This is a genomic window from Bradyrhizobium sp. RP6, assembly GCF_003837805.1.
Classification (GTDB): domain Bacteria; phylum Pseudomonadota; class Alphaproteobacteria; order Rhizobiales; family Xanthobacteraceae; genus Bradyrhizobium.
The window spans coordinates 121,140-138,445 of record NZ_RQIT01000010.1 but is presented as its reverse complement, the minus strand read 5'-3'; the positions used below and the strand labels follow the sequence as shown (position 1 = coordinate 138,445).

Genomic DNA, 17,306 nt, shown 5'->3' with positions numbered 1-17,306 from the left:
ACCGGATGACCGAAGGACCTGAGATTCGCGTCACGGGATCGGTCAAGGGCAGACGGCTCCGCTCTAAGACCTCATTAGGTCATTGCTGCTAACTTTCGGCATCCGCCCATGGAGTTGCTGAGAATGCGCGCAAGTCCCGTAATGCTGGCAGGTATCGTCGCTGCGGCTTGCGCCATATCTGGCCCGGCGGCGCACGCCAGCCCCCTCTGCATCAAGGAACGGCCGCCGTTCGCCTTATCGCAGGACACGGTCAGATGGACGATGTCGATCGAACCCGGAGCCGACTGCATCCAGGGGCTCCGTTGGTCGTACATGCAGATCTTCAACGTCTCGGTCGTGAGCGGACCATCGCGAGGGCAACTGGCAGTGGTCGGGTCCGGCTTCCGCTATTCGGCCGAAAGCACGACGCGCGGTGCCGACAGGTTCACGCTGCTGATCTCGGGCAAGAACCGGCACGACCCCGGTACCTCGACCCTGGAGGTCGAGGTCAACCCGCAATAGCTTGTCTCACAGCGCCGCCGAAGCGGCTAATAGCGGCTCGACCCGCTGCCCCGGGTTCTGTTCCCGTGATAGGGCCGGGCGCGTCCGCCGCTCGTGACCGGCGGCTCGATCCGGCTCGGAATATTCCGAGTCGCGTTGGGAGGCGCGGGCTGCGAGGGGTTGACGATGATCACGTTGCGATTGGGTGTCGAGGTGTCATTGACGCCCTGGGCCCAAGCGCTGGCAGGCACGGCGAACGCGAGTATGATCAAGACCAATCGTTTCATGCGAAATCTCCCGATCAAGAACGTCAGGGAGGCGAACACCGTTCCTTCACGGCCGCTTGACAGTTCGTTACGTGACCTCACCTGGGCACGGCAACCAGCTTGCCATCCCTCCAAACGCCTTGGGCGGCCCTTCCGGCAGGAAGGCTCCCCGTCACGTTCCGGACTGCGGTCGGCCGGGACGCAGCTGGGGTGGTCTGCGCTTTTTTCGTCGGGGTCGTGATGATGCTGGAGCTGGTGGTGTTGGCCTGATCCTTGGTCCCTTGGGCAGAAGCGGACTGAACCAGGAAGGCCAAAAACATGGTTGCTGTCAAAACGCCGCGCATGGTCAAACACCGGAATGAGGAGCCGGGCGAAATGTCACAGGTTTCCACCCAAAAGCAAGCGCTTCGAGACGATCGCGCAGGACCTTTGCAGGGCGGCATAGAGCGCTCGCCCCGGCCGAGGGGAGCCGGGGTGAAAAGCCTGGCGAAACAGCAGTATCCGGGCTAGTTGATCGGCCTTGATGACCGAGACCGGCGACACAGCAGCCAACGCCTCGAAGGCGCAAGAGATCGAGGCCGGACTCGTCCGCCTGCTTTCGGGGCGGATCCGCGAGATCTCCGACGATCCGCGGCAGATGCGGGATGTCGTCTACGAGTTGGCCCGCGTCAAGCTTCTGGAACAATTCACCCCCGCCAGTGCGTGGGAAGCACGAGAGCTCCAGCAGGTCCTCGAACGCGCCATTCAGGAGGTCGAACGGTCCTTTGAGCGAGGCGGAACTTCCTCATCAGCAAAGGCGAGTGCCACCATCGCGTCGAATTCTCCGCAAGTCGATGCCCCTCCGCAGGCGCGTGTTACTCCCCCGCCCATTCCATCGTCGCCTGCTTTGGCTTCCCCGACCCCTTCCATGGCTGCGGAAACGGCACGTCATCCTGTCGCATCGCCGAGGTTGCCCGAGCATCCCAAACAGAAGGGGGCCTTCAATTCTCTCATTCGATTGACCGCCATCCTCCTGCTCGTTGCGGGCGCCGGGACCGCGATCGTCTCTTGGCCACGGCTGAAGACACAACTGACCGCATTGTCGCAGGTAGCGCCGCCGTCCGAGCGGGCGAAGCCTTCGGAGCCTCAACCGACCACGATTCCAAGTCCCTCGCTGGGCGAGACCTTGGAACGAACGCCGGAGACCCCAAAGGAGCCAGCGCCGGTTGCGCAACCCTCGATGCCTTTGCCGACGACGTTCGGCGTCTACGCCTTGAGTGAGGGCCAACTCCATGAGCTCAAGCCGGTGCCCGGAAAGATTCCGGACCGGCGCGTCGCGATCTCGGCAGCCATCAACGCGCCGAGCGTGACCACACTGATGGATGGCGACGTCAGGTTCATCGTGTTCAGGCCCGATGGGGGCGTCGACGCGAGCGGGACCGAAGTTCGGGTCGTCGCGAAAGTTTCCCGGGCGTTGGGCGTCGATGCCAGCGGGAAAGCCGCCATGGTCAACGCCGGCGATTCCTGGGTCATCCGCAGCATGTCGTACCCCTACAAGGTAGGTCCGATCGAACAGCAGTCGCGAATGCTATTGCTCCAGCCGGAGCAGGACGGCTTTACGCTCGCTCCCGGCCGCTACATCGTCGTGGTCAAGGGGATGGGCTACGACTTCACGGTCGCCGGAACAGTCACTGATCCCAATCAATGCGTCGAACGCATCAATGCGGCGAACGGCGCCTTCTACTCGCCATGTCCGCCGCCACGGCGGTAGAGCTTGAGGTCTGATTTTCTCAGAACCGAAACGCTCGATCGCTACATCGACGCATTTCTTCAAGCGAACCGGCATCCACTTCGCTCGACCACTCGCCTACTTCTTATTTGGCCGGCTTGTTGTCCTTTGGCGCATCCGCCGGCATGTCGTCGACCTTGCCGTTGTTGGCGACGCATTTCTGGAAGTAATCGCGCTGATCCTTGCCTGTTCCCTTGGCGCTGCCGGCCGCGGGATTGCCGATTTGTCTGGGCGGAAAGGCTTTGGCGACCGCAGCATCGCATGCGCGCGCGACTTCGGCGGTGATGGCTGAGGCCGTCGCCGGCGCAGTCAGTGTCAAAACACCTGCCAATCCAACCAACCTCTGTAGATTTTTGACCGGCACCTCGTCTCTCCTTCAATTCCGTGAATGCTTGCCGGAACCATATCAAAAAGGATCGCAGCACCAAACCGCAAACCGATGCTGAACTGTAACGCGGTCGACCCCGGGTGATCCGCGCATCTCGAAGGATGGAGGCAGAGCGCAGCAAGACCCCAAGTACTAGCTGTTGAGCTGCGGCGGCTTGAAGTCCGGGAAACGCGTGAGCATTGCGGACTTGACGAACTTCAGGTGAGCAATGGTGCTTGTCAGCTCCTTGAGCCGGCGCTGGCCGTTCGAGATGTCGGCCGCGAAGAGATCCTGATGATAATTGTCGAGCGGCTCCCGCTCGAGATATTCATCGGTCCCGTTTCCGAAGGTGACGGATGCACGCGCGAGGGCATCGTCAACGCGCCGGTTCAGCCCGGCCTGCTCCCTCTCCGCCTCCTGCAATGCCGTTTCGATCGCCGCCAGGACGGCACCGATCCGCACGCGGTCGGTCTCCGCATCACGCTCGACGGAGCGGGCTTTGAAGCCCTTGTCCTCGCGGCGGGAGCCGAGAAGACTGTGTGCACGCGCTCTCAGGAACAGCTGAAACATTTGGGCCATCCCGCATTCGAGATCTGGGCCGCTACCATCGGTCAGGCATAGTTAACAAAGCTTAAAGCTTGCACCCGCCCGGCCGGCTTTGTGCGATCCAGACCAGCCAAGCCTCTTCCTGCCTGGAATCAAGCTGGAGCCATCGAACTTCGTCCGCGGCGGCAGCCCGTAATCTCCCTCGTTCATGTTGAGGGCGGCGGAAGATCTTGGGCATGGGTGGACATAAGGTGGAAGCCGAATCCCGTATCCCTCTCGGCAAGCGGCAAGCGCACGGTGACCGAGCACGTCTGCTCTTCGCATTGATGAAGACTGCTTCGACGGATTTCGAATGCGGTCGCTGCCCGGTTGCGGACGACATTAACGAAACATCCGTGGTTATACGGAGCGTCATTCACCAACTTCATCCCGGTAAGGTTGAGAGGTTAGCTTAATCCGCGTTGTTTGTTGCGAACTTTCACGCTTTCCTTATCCATCTCTCGCACCGGGCTCCCCCAAAGCCCGGCCCCGCCCAAGCAAAGCCGTCGAGCGAATATGGGTCCGCTTGGCGGCTTTGTCGTTGTGTCGACGAGAGGATCGTTTGGTTATGGCGCGCAGGCCCTGGTCGTTCAAGGAAGACCGCCGGCTCATGGAGTTGGCGAAGTCTTCAGCCTCGCTGGAACAAGCCGCGAAAATTCTCGGGCGCTCGCCCGATGCGATCAAGCGCATGGCGTTACGGCTTGGCCTTTCGTTGAAGTCGAAGACGGGCAAGAAGACCTGACTTCGGCGCGGCAGCGCACGCCGCTCGCCGCGCTCCGCGCAGCCTGTCGCTCGGCCTGCGACGTCGAATCGCCAGAACGTATCACGTTGAAAGCAGGCGTGTGCGAGCGGCGCCTTTAACGATACTTTCGGCTTTCGAACCTGACGGGCGACCAACCTTGTATGTTGGCGTCATGCGCAGGAATCACATCATAGCAGCTGCGAGCATCTGTCTTGCGCTGATCGTCTATGCCACCCTGGCGAGACTGGCGGGTAGACCCGCACTCATGGGGCATCACGAGGCCTATTGGGTCGTCGTGATCGAGCGCTTCAGCGCCTACGGGCTGCTCGGCTTCCTGCTTTCCTTCCTGCTACCCGGACGGCTCGTACTCGCCTGCTCTCTCGTCGTCACGGTCGCTATGGGGCTGGAGCTGATGCAGGCGTTCATACCCGACCGCGATCCGGGCTTCCTCGACGTGTTGCAGAAGGCGGCAGGAGGCACCGTAGGCGTCATGCTCGCCCAGATGATCTTGGCGTTCTTGCCCAGACCACCTTCCTGAGGCGGCCGGCTCAAGCCACCCCACGCCTGTTGTGGAGCTCGGACGGATCCAGGAGTTCGGCCATCTGCCGATGGGTTTCGTCCAGCGCCTCAATGGCGTAATCGAGATCGAAATTCGCCTCACGAATGGATGCGAAGAATTTGACCGTCAGTATCTGATCGAGTTTGACGCGCGTTGCCCCATCGCGACTCCTGCGGCGATCGAGCGACAAACGGATGGCGCGGTCCCGGGCCTCCATTGCGCCGCAGCCGCAAAGCGCGCCGAGTTCGTCGTATGTCATCCAGATTTGAGGCATGTTCTTCCACCACGCTTGATCGGCCGCAATACTAGCTCTCGCTTCTAAAGGCAGCATTGCTTCAGCGCGGCCGCGGCGTGACTTCGGGACAACAATGTCAATGCAATGCTAATCGCGGCGGTAGAGCATGATCCGGGAAAGTGTAGGACGGTTCTCCGAAGAGACCATGCTCGAACAATAACCTGAAGCGCGATGACGATTCATCCCAATCTCATCGCGCTCTAGGTGCGAGCTCTTGTGAAGCTGCGCGGATCGTCGGCGATCTGCGTCTTACTTGGGCAAACCCGCCGTGAATGGTTGCCGCGGGCGGGAGCGGCCGTCGAGCCCCTTGGGCAGCTTGTCGGCCTTGAGCTTCACGACCGCGCTCCGGTCGGCTTCAGCCGGCGCATCTTCCTGGCTGTAGATCAGCGTCACCTCGAACTTCACGTCAGGCGCTTCCCGGGCCGTTCCCGAACAGGTCGCCATCGCGCCGGTATACACGCCGGAGAGCTCGACCTCGACTTCGTCGAACCCGAACACGGTCGGCGGGCCGTCGGCATGTCGCCGTGTGGTGAGAACGGCCGTGAAACGCTGGTCGTCATGGAACTGATAGGAGCCGCCATAGGTGAAGAAGCTGTCACTGCCGGAGATCCGACCCTGGGCCACATGCACGATTCCGGTGCCTTGCGCTTGCGCGGTTCTGAACCACGCCGCGTATTTGCCCTCTTTCAGCATGGAAAGATCCACCCATGAATTCCATGCGTATTTGCAACGAGCCGTGGGGCCGCGACAATGACCGCGGTGGTGAGCATTCCGCCACGGTTAACGCCGTGCAAAGTCAATCCGTCAAATTTCCGCTGGCGCAGGCGGCGGCGCCCGCAGCAGGATCAGAACAATTCTATGCCGTCGTCCGCCGTCTCGACTGCCTCGACCGGGCGCACGGCGGCGATCGACCCCAGCCCGAAGGTTTGCAGGAACTCCCGGTGCACGTCGCGCTCGCGTTCCATCGTGTAGCGCGCAAAGAGCTGGTCAAGCACCGCCTCGTCCTGCGCTTGCGGCCGCGGCTTCTGCGCGGCTGCGCTCGCGGTCTCGAGCCGGGCCGCGACCGTGGGCAACGCCGCGGAGCCTTCGCCTAGCGTGGTCATCAGGCCTTGCGCCGAATTCATCAGGCCCTCGAATTCCGCACCTTCATCGACGAGCCGGCTCATCAGCTTGCCGAGCCGCTCATTGCCGGCCTCGATCTCGCGCAGCGCCTGGAGGATCTGCGGTTCGAGCTTGGCGAGTTGCGTGGGATCGCCCTGCAAGCGGAGTACCTTCAGCTCCCCGGCCGACCGCTCGATGCCGTCGAGCACAGGCCTCAAACGCCCTGCTCCCACCGAGACCTGGTCGGCGGTTGCCTTGAGCTCGTTGGCAATGACGACGAAAGCGCTGCCGCGGCTGCCGAGATGGCTTGCCTTGAGGCCCGCATTCATTCCGATCAGCGTGATGTCGATTGTCGCCTCGGCCAGCCCGGCGATCGCCTGGCGAAATTTCGCCAGCGTATCCTCAACGATCGCGAGCGCCTCGTCGACCGAGCGGCCCGCACCCTCGCAGGTGGCGATCAGGGTCGATGCGTGCGCCAGCGTCTCCTTGATGCGTGTCAGGAACGACGACGAGCTGCCATCCTCGCCGCCAAACAACGTGCGGCCGTGGCCGACGACGCTGCCCGCATCGTTCAGGATGGCGGTCAGCGCGCGAACGATCTGGCCGATGTCGCCGCCGAACTCGCGCTGGGCATCCCTGAGCTGGGCCGCCTGCAACTGGCAGATCGCACGTGCGCCGTCATCGCTCGCGACCGGTTCGGGCACGAGGCTCGGGGCGGGTCCAGAGACAAGGCCGAGGCCGTGGGAGACGTGCTCGAGACGCTGACGCGTGCTGTCGCCCGCCTGCAGGGAAATAATGGCGCTGCCGACCGCCTCGGCGATCTTCCTGGTGCTGGAACTTGCACGATCGGCCAGATGGCTGCTGTTGCGGCGCTGATCATGCAATCCGGCATAGGCGGAGCCAAGTTCGACGCTCTCGGCCGCCAGTTGATTCCGGTAGCGGCTCTCGAACTCCTTCTGCCGGCCCGATGCGGTAGCGACCGCCTCGAACAGGCGCTCCTGATCCCGCGCGCAGCCTTCGATCGCGCCCTGCACGGCCTTGCCGAGATCATAAGCTTCCTGCGTGAAGGCGAGAAAACCCTCGCGATCGCTGTCGAGCGAGGCTGCCTCGATCCGCGCGCTGCGGGCGATGATGGTGATCATCTGGATGTGCTTGAACAGCGGCTTGAGCAAGGCAGACGCCTCCGCCGTGCTCTTGCCGATCGCATCAAGCAGGGCGGTTTCGGCCGGCAGCGCCTGCGCCAGATCGCTGAGCCGCGTGGCGATCTCCTGTAGCGCGGTCGCGGCGCCCTCGATCTCTGCACCGGAGAGTTCCGAGGAAAGCGTTGCGAGGCCCTGGTTCAACTCCTTGAAGATGAGATGCCCGCGTCCGAGCTCTTGACCGACCCGCGCGAACACGTCCTCGATGCGGGAGGAGACGTCCTCGGTCGCGGCGATCGCCTCGGCAAGCGTGTCGGCGGGAATGACGGACATTGCGCTCACCCTGCCACCGCAACATGCCCGGCCTGATACCAGAGCATGATTTCGCGCGGGATATGGTTCAGCGAGACGACCTTCTCGACACCGCCGTGAGCGATGGCTTCCTTGGGCATGCCGAACACCACGCAGCTCTCTTCATCCTGTGCCCGCGTCGAGGCGCCGAGCTTGCGCATCTCCAGCATTCCGCGCGCGCCATCGTCGCCCATGCCGGTCATGATCACGCCGAGCGCGTTGGCGCCGGCATTTTGGGCCGCCGAGCGGAACAACACGTCGACGGACGGACGATGCCGGGACACCGGCGGCCCATCCTTGATCGCGATCTGGTAGCGCAGGCCGATGCGCTGGAGCAGCATGTGGCGGGCTCCCGGCGCGATATAGGCGCAACCCGGCAGCACCGGTTCGCCGTCCTCGGCCTCCTTGACCCGGATCTGGCAGACGCCGTCGAGACGCCTGGCAAAGGCGGCGGTGAAGCCTGCCGGCATGTGCTGGACGATGACGATGGGCGGACAGTGCGGCGGCAGCATTTCAAGAACGTCGTTGAGCGCTTCGGTGCCGCCCGTCGAGGCACCGATGCACACGATGCGTTCCGTGGTCGGCCGGACCTTGCCCTGGACCGGCGGCGGGATGATGGCATCGGCGGTCAGCTTCTTCTCGATTGCGCGACGCTCCGCACGCGGGCGCACCCGGGCGCGGGCGGCCGACTTCACGGCTTCACGCAGCCGCGCGGAGCATTCGAGCAGTGCCTGGCGCGTGTCGATCTTCGGCTTCGGCACGATGTCGACTGCCCCCGCCTCGAACGCCTCGAACATCACGTTCGAGCCCTCCTCGGTCAGCGACGAGCAGATGATCACCGGTATCGGACGTTGCGCCATGATCTTGCGCAGGAAGGTCATGCCGTCCATGCGCGGCATTTCGAGGTCGAGGATGATGACGTCAGGCAGCTCCTTCTCGAGCCGCTTGGCCGCCACGAACGGATCGGACGCGGTCGCCATCACTTCGATATCAGGATCTTCACTCAAGATCGTCAGCAGGATTTGGCGCACCGACGCCGAATCGTCCACGATCAGCACGCGAACTTTCTCCCTCGGCATTCTGGTTGCACTCCGGCTAGACCTGGAAGATGGTTGGCTGAATCTGCTTCAGCCCAGGCACGGCACTGTGAATCATCGATTCCGAATGCCCGACCAGCAGATAGCCGCCCGGACGCAGATGGCTGCACAATTGCTCCACCACCTTGCGCTGGGTCTCGCGCTCGAAATAGATCAGGACGTTGCGGCAGAAGATGATATCGACGTCACGGTCGACGGGATAGGACTTGTCCATGAGGTTCATCCTCATGAAGTGCGTCATGCGCCGTAGCTCAGGCACGATCCGCACTTCGCCGCGCGACTTGTCGCGAGACGACGAAAAATACCGTTTCACGAACTGCTCCGGCACGGGGGCGAGCACATCGCGGTTGTAGATCGCCATCCTGGCGAGGCGCAGCACCGCGGTCGAGATGTCGGTCCCGAGAATGCGGTACTGGAAGCGCGATCCGCTGCGCGTCATGTCGTCCAGCACCATCGCGGTCGTGTAGGCTTCCATGCCGGTGGAGCTCGCCGAGCTCCAGATCTTCAGGTTGGCGTTTCTCCGTCCGCGGACTTTGAGCAGGGCGGGAATCGCAATCTCGCGCAAGAAGGTGAAGTGCTGCGGCTCGCGGAAAAAGTCGGTCTTGTTGGTCGTCACCACATCGATGAGATGAGTAAGCTCGGTGTCGAAATGATCCGCCTCGAACAGGTTTTCGACATATTCATTGAGATCGGAGAAATTCAGCGCGCGCACGCGCTTGTGCAGCCGCCCCTCCAGCATCAACCGCTTGCCCTGAGGCAGCTTGATGCCGACCTGGCCCTCGATCAATTCGGCGATGGTCCGGAAGTGGCGCTCGGACAGGTGCACGGCCGTATCCTGCATCGCAGGCATCATGGCCGCCTGCCCCGAGCCGGGACGGCCACCTGCATTGCATAACCGGCCATTCGGAGCATCTTAAATCCTACACTTTAACTAAAATTGCCGAAGACGGATCGGCCCGCCGATGGGGGCCGATCCGTCGGAATCCTAGCGCTGGAAATCCGCGTCCCGATCGTCCTCGCCGTCATTCATGTCGAACGCGAATCCGCCGCCGCCGGCAGCCTTCACGGCACGCGCCGGCTTGCCCAGCGGCTTTCTCGCCGGACGCTCGACCGCCGCCATGGTGGCCGCCTTGGCGCGCAGCTGATTGACCGCCCGGTCAATCGGCGCGGCGTGAGCTTTTCCACCCTGTTCGATGCGGAAGTAGGCGATGGTCGACTGGAGTTGTTCGGCCTGCGAGGCGAGCTCCTCCGAGGTCGAGGACACCTGCTCGGATGCGCTGGCGTTCTGCTGGCCGACCTTGTCGAGCTGCTGGATCGCCTGGTTGATCTGGGCCGAGCCCACGTCCTGCTCGCGGCAAGCCGCGGTAATCTCTTCGACGAGTTCGGCCGTCTTCTTGATGTCCGGAACGAGCTTGGACAGCATGGCGCCGGCCTCCTGCGCGACCTTGACGGTGTCGACCGAGAGCGTTCCGATCTCGGCCGCAGCCGCCTGGCTGCGCTCGGCGAGCTTGCGCACCTCGGAGGCGACCACCGCAAAGCCCTTGCCGTGCTCGCCTGCGCGCGCGGCTTCCACTGCCGCGTTGAGCGCAAGCAGATCGGTCTGGCGCGCGATCTCCTGCACGATCGTGATCTTCTCGGCAATGGTCTGCATCGCGCTGACGGCGCGGCCGACCGCTGCGCCGCTGGCTTCGGCATCCTTGGCCGACTGCGCGGCGATCTTCTCGGTCTGGTTGGCGTTGTCCGCGTTCTGCTTCACGTTGGAAGCCATCTCCTCCATCGAGGAGGAGGCTTCCTCGGCAGAGGAGGCCTGCTCGGTCGCTCCCTGCGAAAGCTGCTCGGCACTGGCGGAGAGCTCCTGGCTGCCGGCGGAGACGTTCTGCGCGGCAGTGAGAGCTTCGGACACGATCTGGCGGAGCTTCTCGACCATGCGTTCGAGCGCAAGGCCGAGCGTATCCTTGTCCGACAGCGGCTTGGCCTCGACCGTGAGGTTGCCCTGGGCGATCTCGTTGGCGACGGCGGCGGTCTGATTGAGATTGACGGTCATCGCATTCAGCGACTTGATGAGGTCGCCGATTTCATCATTGCTGGATGAATCGATCTTTTGGCTGAGATCGCCGATCGCCACTGCATCGGCAAGGCCGACCGCATTGGAAAGCGAACGGCTGATATTCAGAGCCATCCAGACCGCGGCAGCGATGGCGATGACGAGCGAGGCGAGGATCAGGGAAACGAGAATCAGGGTGGCGTGGCTTCCGTCGACTTTGGCCTGCTCGCTCTCCGCGGCCATCTGCTTCTTCACATAATTGATGTAGTCGCTCGCCGCCGTGAGTGCCGGCGTGGAGGCCTTCAGGCCCTCGGTCATCGACCGCTCTGTCGCCCTGGCCTTGTCCTGTTTGGCGAGCGCAAGCGTCTGATCCTGTACCGCGTTGGAGTTCGCGTAGGCAATGGCGAAAGTCTCGATCATTTTCCTGCCGGTCTCGCTCGCGCTGGAATAGACCTCGTCCTTCACTTTCATCGCGCGTTCGCGCAGTTGAGCGATCTGGCCGATGAACTTGTCCTGGTCGGCTTCCGCCGCGAGGATAGTGTTCTTCTCGGCCCGCACCTGAAGCAGGACGGCCTCCTGAAGTTCGCCAACCTTGGCCAGCCGGCCGGCACGGGCAGACAGATGCTCGGCCGTCGCGACCATGTCGTTCAGCTTCAGATACGCGACCCCGCCGGCGATCATGGACAGCAGGATGACGACGCCGAAGGCGGTGGCAAGCTTGGCTTTGACGGTGACTCTCATGTCAGTCTCGTTGGTTCGAATTGGGGTGTTTACGCGTGATCACGCTTCACTCTTACTCAGGCGGCGCGAGGCGCGTCCGCGCCTGCATCGCGCCCTGCCGGGATCTTGTCGTTGGCCATCAGCTTGGCGAGGTCGAAGATCACGACGAACTTCTCGCCTTTGCGACCGATGCCGGCGGCATAGTCGGACTGCCATTTGCCGCCGATTTCGGGGATGGGCTCGATCGCCTGCTCGTCGATGTCGGTGACTTCGAACACGCAGTCGGCGACGAAGCCGACGCCGACCAGGCGGTCCTTCATCGGCACGTCGAGGATGATGATGCGGGTGGCTTCGGTAGACGGCACGCCCGGCAGCCCGAGCTTGGTCCGGAGGTCGACGATCGGATAGCCGCTGCCGCGCACGTCGATCATGCCGAGCAGGAAGTTCGGGGCGTGCGGAAGCCGCGAGATCGGCCGCATGTCGAGGATCTCACGGACATTGCGGATGCTGATGCCGAACGTCTCGCCGGCGAGCCCGAGCGTCAGATATTGCGAGGTTGCGGCCATGATGCAGTCCAAGGATCCGGAGGTTGGCAAATGAATGCGGTCCGGCATAACGGCCGGACCGGCTGATCAACGCTGGAAGTCGGCGTCGCGGTCGTCTTCGCCGTCATGCATGTCGAAGGCGAAGCCACCACCGCCACCGGCGACCTTCATCGCGCGTGCCGGTCTGCGGACGGGGGCCGGCTTCTTCGTCTCGCGATCCACAGCCGCCATATGCGCAGCCTTGGCCCGGAGCTGACCGACGGCGCGGTCGATCGGCTCGGCCGCAGCATTCGCCTTGCGTGCCGTGTGCTCGATCCGGAAGAACGAGATGGTGGACTGGAGCTGCTCGGCCTGCGAGGCGAGTTCCTCCGAGGTCGAGGACACCTGCTCGGATGCGCTGGCGTTCTGCTGGCCGACCTTGTCGAGCTGCTGGATGGCCTGATTGATCTGGGCTGAGCCCACGTCCTGCTCGCGGCAGGCCGCGGTGATCTCCTGCACCAGCTCCGCGGTCTTCTTGATGTCGGGCACGAGCTTGGACAGCATCTCGCCCGCCTCCTGCGCGACCTTGACGCTCTCGGTGGAGAGCGTGCCGATGTCTGCCGCGGCCGCCTGGCTGCGCTCGGCGAGCTTGCGCACCTCGGAGGCGACCACCGCAAAGCCCTTGCCGTGCTCGCCGGCGCGCGCCGCTTCCACTGCCGCATTGAGCGCGAGCAGATCGGTCTGGCGCGCGATCTCCTGCACGATCGTGATCTTCTCGGCGATGGTCTGCATCGCCTCGACGGCACGACCGACGGCGACGCCGCTGGCCTCGGCGTCCTTGGCCGATTGCGCCGCAATCTTCTCGGTCTGGTTGGCGTTGTCGGCGTTCTGTTTCACGTTGGAGGCCATCTCCTCCATCGAGGAGGAGGCTTCCTCGGCGGACGATGCCTGCTCGGTCGCGCCCTGGGAGAGCTGCTCGGCGCTGGCGGACAGCTCCTGGCTGCCGGCCGAGACGTTCTGCGCCGCCGTGATCGCCTCGGTGACGATCTGCCGGAGCTTCTCGACCATCACGTTCAGCGACCTGACGAGATCTCCGATCTCATCATTGCTCGCCGAGGGGATGGTCCGGCTGAGATCACCCTCCGCGACCGCGCCCGCAAGGCCAACAGCCCTTCCAAGCGAACGGCTGATCGAGATGGAAATCCACAGCGCAGCCCCGATCGCAACCGCCAGCGAGACGCCGATCAGCATCGTCAGCAAGAGTTGGGCCTGGTGCCCCTCTGCCTTGGACTGGACAGCCTGCTCGGCCATCTGCTTCTTCGTGTTGACGACATAGGCCCCCATGGCTTCCATCGCGTCCGCGACGACCTTGCGACCGTCGCCCATCGAGCGCTCCATGGCCTTGGTCTTGTCGGTCTTCGCAAGCCGAAGCGTCTCTTCCTGGTACGTATTCATCTTGGCGTAGGTGGCTGCAAAGCTGTCGAGCAGCTTCCGGCCCCCCTCGCTGGCGAGCGCGTAGACCTCGTCCCTGGTCTTCGTCGCTTCGTCCCGAAGCCTCGCGGCCTCAGCGGCAAACTGCTCGGCCTGAGCTTCCGTTCCAAGAACTGCGTTCTTTTCGGCGCGCAGCTGAAGCAGAATATCCTTTTCGATCTGCGTCGCCTTCTCCATCCGGTTTGCACGCAGGACCATGCTGTCGGCGGTGGCCATCATATCGCCGAGCTTCATGTACGACACGCCGCCCGCGAGCCCGGACAGGACGATGACCAAACCGAACGCGGTGGCAAGCTTTGCCTTGACGGTAAATCTCATTTTCCAGCCCCTACAGATCTCGCCCCCGAGACCTCATTTCAATTCAGAATGCGTTCCATGTTGGGAACGATGACGAACTCTTCACGCCACTTCGCGATGAAGCGAATGAACTCCGGCTTCCAGTGCATGCCGACGCGTGGCGTCTGCTGCACATCCGTCTGCGCGATTTCCGTGACTTCGTAGACCTTGTCGGCGGTGAGGCCGACCAGAACCGGTTCGCCGTCGAGATCGAGTTCGATGACGACGATGCGCGTGTCGGCCGAGTCGTCGAGCTGCGGCATGCCGAAGCGAATGCGCAGGTCGGCGAGCGGAATGACGTTACCACGCACGTTGATCACGCTGGGAACGAAGGCGCGCGCACCCGCCACCTTGGTCACGGGGACGGGATCTATGATCTCGCGCACGAGACCGGCGTCGAGTGCAAATTTCTCCTCGCCGAGGCCGATCATCACGACCTGCATTGCGCCGCTCTGATGCTCGCTGGCCAAACTCCCGTTCATCACGCCGCCTCGTTGATATGCTGCTTCTCGAACTTCGACTGCGCCAGCGAGACCAGCTGCGCGACGTCGAGGATCAGAGCCGCCGTGCCGTCACCGAGGATCGTCGCGCCGGAGAAAATCGTGACGTCGGAGTGCAGCTTGGAGAGCGACTTGATCACGGTCTGGTGGTTGCCGATGATCTGGTCGGCGACGAGGCCGACGCGGGTCTCGCCTGTCGAGATGATGATGGTCTTCTGGTGCTTGTCGGGCGAGCCCGACGAGGACATGATCTCGCGCAGCCGCAAGAACGGGACGAGGTTGCCGCGCACGTTGAGGAAGTTGCGGCCGCGCGAACGTTCGTCCTCGGCCGTCAGCTCGACGCACTCCTCCACCGCCGACAGCGGAATGATGTAGCGGCCCTCGCCGACGCGGATCAGGAGGCCTTCGATGATCGCGAGCGTCAAGGGCAGGCGCAGCGTCACGGTGGTGCCCTGGCCCGGCTTGGTCGACAAATCGATCGAGCCGCGCATGTTCTCGATGGTGCGCTTGACCACGTCCATGCCGACGCCGCGGCCCGACAACGCCGAGATCGTCTGGGCGGTCGAGAAGCCGGGATGGAACAGGAATTGGTGGATCTCGTGATCGGTCAGCACGGCGCCGGCCGCGATCAGCCCCTGCTCTTCCGCCTTCGCGCGGATCCGCGCGGTGTTGAGACCGCCGCCATTGTCCTTCACGGTGACCAGCACCTGCGCGCCGGAATGCACGGCGGCGAGCTCGATGCGGCCCTGCTCGGTCTTGCCATTTGCAGCGCGCGTGGCGTTGTCTTCGATGCCGTGGTCGATGGCATTGCGGATGAGGTGCACCAGCGGATCGGCCAGGCACTCGATCATGGTCTTGTCGAGCTCGGTGTCCTCGCCCGAGGTGACGAATTCGACCGGCTTGGACAGATCGCGCGACAGATCGTGCACGAGGCGACGGAAGCGGCCGAACAGCGAGCCGATCGGCACCATGCGCGCACCCATCGTGGTGTCGCGCAATGACGAGGCGAGGCGCTCGATCTCTTCGGCGATCATCTTGATCGAGAGGTCGGAGCCGGAGGCGGCGAGCTGGGTCAGCCGCGCCTGCGCGATCACGAGTTCGCCGACGCGGTCCATCAGCTCGTCGAGACGTTCGGCCTGGACGCGAACGGTGGCGATGCCGCGCTCCTGCTTGGCGTCCTCGCGGCGCGCGGGTGCCGCCTCGCGCTTGATCTCCGGCTTCGGCTCGGATTGGGGCTCCGCCCTGGCGGCGGGCTGCTCGGCGACAGCCTCCGCCATCGGTGCAGCCGCTTCAGCGATCGGCTCCTCGTCGAGCAATTGAAACAGCGGAGCCGGCGCGGGCGCTTCAACATGTTCCAAAGGCGAGAGCGTCAACTTCAACTCGTCCTGGACGAACATGAAGACGTCGTCGATCGCGTCCTTGTCGCAGGCCGCGTGCAGCTTGACGTCCCACTTCAGATAGCAGTCTTCCGGCTCCATCTCATCGAGGAACGGTACGCCGTCGGTGACGGGCACGACGAAGCACGGGCCGAGTTTGCAGAGATCTTCCAAAAGGTCGAGTGGATTCGAGCCGTTGCGCAGGATATGGGATTCGAATTCCAGATAGAGGTGCCAGCCGGCCTGCTTGCTGCCGGCAGGAGCCAGCGACGGCGCCTCGGCGATCTCGACGACCGGAGCGTCAGACCTGTCGGCCGAGACGAAGCGCTTGAGATCGTCGAGAATGGCTTCGCCGATAATGTCGTCGGTCGACTGCGGATCCTCGATCAACGCGCGGATGTAATCCTTGGCGGCGAGCGCGACCGAGATCAGCTCCTGCGTCGGCTTGATCTCACCCTTGCGGACGCGGTCGAAGGCGGTCTCGAATTCGTGGGTGAAGGAGGCGACCTTGTCGAAACCGAACATGGCGCCCGACCCCTTGATCGTGTGCAGGGCGCGGAAGGCGGAATCGACCAGCTCGCGGTCGTCGGGACGCTGGCCGAGATCGAGCAAGGCCCCTTCGAGAACCTCAAAGAGCTCACTGGCTTCCTGACGAAAGACCTCGGTCGGGTCCATTGCGCTCATGTGCGCACCAACTTGCCGACCACGGCAAGCAGCTGTTCGGGCTTGAAGGGTTTGGTGATCCAGCCGGTGGCGCCGGCGCTCTTGGCTTCCTGCTTCACCGTGTCGTTGGATTCGGTGGTCAGGAACACGATGGGCATGCCGACCGCGCTCGGCAGCTTGCGCAGTGCGCGGATCAGCTCCAGCCCGTTCATGACGGGCATGTTGAGGTCGGTGATCACGAGATCGAGCTTGCCGGCTTGCGCCTTGGCGAGCCCTTGCGCACCGTCGCCGGCCTCGATCACGTTGTGACCGGCCGGCTCCAGTACGACCTTGATCATTTGGCGAATGCTGGGGGAATCGTCGACGGTAAGAATCGTGGCCATCAGGTGCCATCTTTCTTTTGCGGGAAGTGCTGATCGATCATCGCCTCGCTTGTGAAGCCAGCGCGGCGAAGGGTGTTGCGCAGAGATTGGGAGAATGACGTGAGCACCACCGAACGGCCTTGGGCCTCGCCCGTCTTGGCGGTCGACAGCAGAAGCTGGATCGAGGTCACGTCGGCCTTGTCGACGCTCGAGCAGTCGATCTCGAGTCGCTCCTGGCGTCCGAAGGCCTCGCGAATGAGCTCATAGACGCTGCGAATGGCCGCAATGCTGCAATCGGCGGGTAACCGCAACGACCACTTCGGCTCCGTCGGATTGAGCGCCATCGCTGCACCCGCCCTTTGCTAAAATTCCGCTACTCGTTTGACGCGAATCGAGTGAGCAAACTCCTAACGCGGGCATCCGTACAACTACGGGTCACATTCGCCGGGAATTCGCGCAGTTGCGTGCAACGCGCATACCCTGCTGACCTCTCATGCGGAGCGCGCATCTCTGCGGCGCGTCGCTTCCATGCGGCGCGCA

19 protein-coding genes are annotated in these 17,306 nt (G+C 63.4%); 4 read left to right on the top strand and 15 right to left on the bottom strand.

The features are described from left to right. The first annotated feature begins 261 nt into the window (after positions 1–261). Entirely contained in the window at positions 262–501 is a 240-nt protein-coding gene (locus EHH60_RS19960) for a hypothetical protein (RefSeq protein ID WP_199751642.1), read from the top strand. A gap of 26 nt (positions 502–527) precedes the next feature. Here EHH60_RS19960 and EHH60_RS19955 read toward each other — a convergent pair whose 3' ends face one another. Next, complete coding sequence (locus EHH60_RS19955) at positions 528–767, bottom strand: hypothetical protein (protein ID WP_124161148.1); 240 nt, start codon at positions 765–767, stop codon at positions 528–530. Positions 768–1,269: 502 nt separating this feature from the next. Between EHH60_RS19955 and EHH60_RS19945 the strand changes: the two genes are divergently transcribed. Continuing rightward, entirely contained in the window at positions 1,270–2,496 is a 1,227-nt protein-coding gene (locus EHH60_RS19945) for a hypothetical protein (RefSeq protein ID WP_124161146.1), read from the top strand. Positions 2,497–2,599: 103 nt separating this feature from the next. Here EHH60_RS19945 and EHH60_RS19940 read toward each other — a convergent pair whose 3' ends face one another. Together EHH60_RS19940 and EHH60_RS19935 are read right to left on the bottom strand one after the other, a co-directional pair. After that, positions 2,600–2,845 carry a hypothetical protein gene (locus EHH60_RS19940; RefSeq protein ID WP_245454533.1) on the bottom strand — a complete coding sequence of 82 codons (246 nt, stop codon included), beginning with the start codon at positions 2,843–2,845 and terminating at the stop codon, positions 2,600–2,602. A gap of 189 nt (positions 2,846–3,034) precedes the next feature. Further along, the gene (locus EHH60_RS19935) at positions 3,035–3,451 is read right to left on the bottom strand and encodes a hypothetical protein (RefSeq protein WP_124161145.1); all 417 of its coding nucleotides are present in this window, start codon (positions 3,449–3,451) and stop codon (positions 3,035–3,037) included. A 583-nt stretch (positions 3,452–4,034) separates the two neighbouring features. Between EHH60_RS19935 and EHH60_RS37620 the strand changes: the two genes are divergently transcribed. After that, positions 4,035–4,208, top strand: coding sequence for a hypothetical protein (locus tag EHH60_RS37620; protein WP_199751639.1), 174 nt, complete (start codon positions 4,035–4,037; stop codon positions 4,206–4,208). A 172-nt stretch (positions 4,209–4,380) separates the two neighbouring features. Continuing rightward, positions 4,381–4,746 carry a VanZ family protein gene (locus tag EHH60_RS19930; RefSeq protein ID WP_124161144.1) on the top strand — a complete coding sequence of 122 codons (366 nt, stop codon included), beginning with the start codon at positions 4,381–4,383 and terminating at the stop codon, positions 4,744–4,746. Between the two features lie 10 nt (positions 4,747–4,756). Here the strand turns inward: EHH60_RS19930 and EHH60_RS19925 are convergent, their stop codons facing one another. The 12 genes from EHH60_RS19925 to EHH60_RS19870 all read right to left on the bottom strand — a co-directional run bounded on the left by EHH60_RS19925 (position 4,757) and on the right by EHH60_RS19870 (position 17,110). Continuing rightward, the gene (locus EHH60_RS19925; protein ID WP_124161143.1) at positions 4,757–5,041 is read right to left on the bottom strand and encodes a hypothetical protein; all 285 of its coding nucleotides are present in this window, start codon (positions 5,039–5,041) and stop codon (positions 4,757–4,759) included. Positions 5,042–5,311: 270 nt separating this feature from the next. After that, on the bottom strand, positions 5,312–5,755 hold the full coding sequence (locus EHH60_RS19920) for a type 2 periplasmic-binding domain-containing protein (RefSeq protein ID WP_124161142.1): 444 nt from the start codon (positions 5,753–5,755) through the stop codon (positions 5,312–5,314). A 152-nt stretch (positions 5,756–5,907) separates the two neighbouring features. Beyond that, positions 5,908–7,635: a chemotaxis protein gene (locus tag EHH60_RS19915; RefSeq protein ID WP_124161141.1), complete on the bottom strand. Its 1,728-nt coding sequence runs from the start codon at positions 7,633–7,635 to the stop codon at positions 5,908–5,910. 5 nt (positions 7,636–7,640) lie between these two features. Further along, positions 7,641–8,732 carry a protein-glutamate methylesterase/protein-glutamine glutaminase gene (locus EHH60_RS19910; protein ID WP_124161140.1) on the bottom strand — a complete coding sequence of 364 codons (1,092 nt, stop codon included), beginning with the start codon at positions 8,730–8,732 and terminating at the stop codon, positions 7,641–7,643. Positions 8,733–8,748: 16 nt separating this feature from the next. Continuing rightward, positions 8,749–9,603, bottom strand: coding sequence for a CheR family methyltransferase (locus tag EHH60_RS19905; RefSeq protein ID WP_124161139.1), 855 nt, complete (start codon positions 9,601–9,603; stop codon positions 8,749–8,751). 132 nt (positions 9,604–9,735) lie between these two features. Beyond that, positions 9,736–11,535, bottom strand: coding sequence for a methyl-accepting chemotaxis protein (locus tag EHH60_RS19900; protein ID WP_124161138.1), 1,800 nt, complete (start codon positions 11,533–11,535; stop codon positions 9,736–9,738). Positions 11,536–11,591: 56 nt separating this feature from the next. Beyond that, complete coding sequence (locus tag EHH60_RS19895) at positions 11,592–12,080, bottom strand: chemotaxis protein CheW (RefSeq protein ID WP_124161137.1); 489 nt, start codon at positions 12,078–12,080, stop codon at positions 11,592–11,594. A gap of 66 nt (positions 12,081–12,146) precedes the next feature. After that, positions 12,147–13,847 carry a methyl-accepting chemotaxis protein gene (locus EHH60_RS19890; RefSeq protein ID WP_124161136.1) on the bottom strand — a complete coding sequence of 567 codons (1,701 nt, stop codon included), beginning with the start codon at positions 13,845–13,847 and terminating at the stop codon, positions 12,147–12,149. Between the two features lie 38 nt (positions 13,848–13,885). After that, positions 13,886–14,347 (bottom strand): chemotaxis protein CheW, encoded by a 462-nt coding sequence (locus EHH60_RS19885; RefSeq protein WP_199751635.1) that lies wholly within the window; start codon positions 14,345–14,347, stop codon positions 13,886–13,888. After that, the gene (locus EHH60_RS19880) at positions 14,347–16,425 is read right to left on the bottom strand and encodes a chemotaxis protein CheA (RefSeq protein ID WP_124161134.1); all 2,079 of its coding nucleotides are present in this window, start codon (positions 16,423–16,425) and stop codon (positions 14,347–14,349) included. The genes EHH60_RS19885 and EHH60_RS19880 overlap by 1 nt, the downstream gene beginning before the upstream one ends. Further along, a complete protein-coding gene (locus EHH60_RS19875; protein ID WP_100231554.1) occupies positions 16,422–16,787 on the bottom strand; it encodes a response regulator in 366 nt (121 codons plus the stop codon). Before EHH60_RS19875 ends, EHH60_RS19880 begins: the two co-directional genes overlap by 4 nt. Next, positions 16,787–17,110, bottom strand: a complete 324-nt coding sequence (locus EHH60_RS19870) for an STAS domain-containing protein (protein ID WP_124161133.1) — start codon at positions 17,108–17,110, stop codon at positions 16,787–16,789. Before EHH60_RS19870 ends, EHH60_RS19875 begins: the two co-directional genes overlap by 1 nt. Positions 17,111–17,306 lie beyond the last annotated feature (196 nt).

What these genes read in the sequence shown, in the direction of transcription:
- EHH60_RS19880 (WP_124161134.1), bottom strand. Translation starts at nt 16,425, where the DNA reads ATGAGCGCAATGGACCCGACCGAGGTCTTTCGTCAGGAAGCCAGTGAG.
- EHH60_RS19945 (WP_124161146.1), top strand. Translation starts at nt 1,270, where the DNA reads ATGACCGAGACCGGCGACACAGCAGCCAACGCCTCGAAGGCGCAAGAG.
- EHH60_RS19900 (WP_124161138.1), bottom strand. Translation starts at nt 11,535, where the DNA reads ATGAGAGTCACCGTCAAAGCCAAGCTTGCCACCGCCTTCGGCGTCGTC.
- EHH60_RS19905 (WP_124161139.1), bottom strand. Translation starts at nt 9,603, where the DNA reads ATGATGCCTGCGATGCAGGATACGGCCGTGCACCTGTCCGAGCGCCAC.
- EHH60_RS19955 (WP_124161148.1), bottom strand. Translation starts at nt 767, where the DNA reads ATGAAACGATTGGTCTTGATCATACTCGCGTTCGCCGTGCCTGCCAGC.
- EHH60_RS19890 (WP_124161136.1), bottom strand. Translation starts at nt 13,847, where the DNA reads ATGAGATTTACCGTCAAGGCAAAGCTTGCCACCGCGTTCGGTTTGGTC.
- EHH60_RS19910 (WP_124161140.1), bottom strand. Translation starts at nt 8,732, where the DNA reads ATGCCGAGGGAGAAAGTTCGCGTGCTGATCGTGGACGATTCGGCGTCG.
- EHH60_RS19870 (WP_124161133.1), bottom strand. Translation starts at nt 17,110, where the DNA reads ATGGCGCTCAATCCGACGGAGCCGAAGTGGTCGTTGCGGTTACCCGCC.
- EHH60_RS37620 (WP_199751639.1), top strand. Translation starts at nt 4,035, where the DNA reads ATGGCGCGCAGGCCCTGGTCGTTCAAGGAAGACCGCCGGCTCATGGAG.
- EHH60_RS19935 (WP_124161145.1), bottom strand. Translation starts at nt 3,451, where the DNA reads ATGTTTCAGCTGTTCCTGAGAGCGCGTGCACACAGTCTTCTCGGCTCC.
- EHH60_RS19960 (WP_199751642.1), top strand. Translation starts at nt 262, where the DNA reads ATGTCGATCGAACCCGGAGCCGACTGCATCCAGGGGCTCCGTTGGTCG.
- EHH60_RS19920 (WP_124161142.1), bottom strand. Translation starts at nt 5,755, where the DNA reads ATGCTGAAAGAGGGCAAATACGCGGCGTGGTTCAGAACCGCGCAAGCG.
- EHH60_RS19925 (WP_124161143.1), bottom strand. Translation starts at nt 5,041, where the DNA reads ATGCCTCAAATCTGGATGACATACGACGAACTCGGCGCGCTTTGCGGC.
- EHH60_RS19895 (WP_124161137.1), bottom strand. Translation starts at nt 12,080, where the DNA reads ATGGCCGCAACCTCGCAATATCTGACGCTCGGGCTCGCCGGCGAGACG.
- EHH60_RS19875 (WP_100231554.1), bottom strand. Translation starts at nt 16,787, where the DNA reads ATGGCCACGATTCTTACCGTCGACGATTCCCCCAGCATTCGCCAAATG.
- EHH60_RS19930 (WP_124161144.1), top strand. Translation starts at nt 4,381, where the DNA reads ATGCGCAGGAATCACATCATAGCAGCTGCGAGCATCTGTCTTGCGCTG.
- EHH60_RS19885 (WP_199751635.1), bottom strand. Translation starts at nt 14,347, where the DNA reads ATGAACGGGAGTTTGGCCAGCGAGCATCAGAGCGGCGCAATGCAGGTC.
- EHH60_RS19915 (WP_124161141.1), bottom strand. Translation starts at nt 7,635, where the DNA reads ATGTCCGTCATTCCCGCCGACACGCTTGCCGAGGCGATCGCCGCGACC.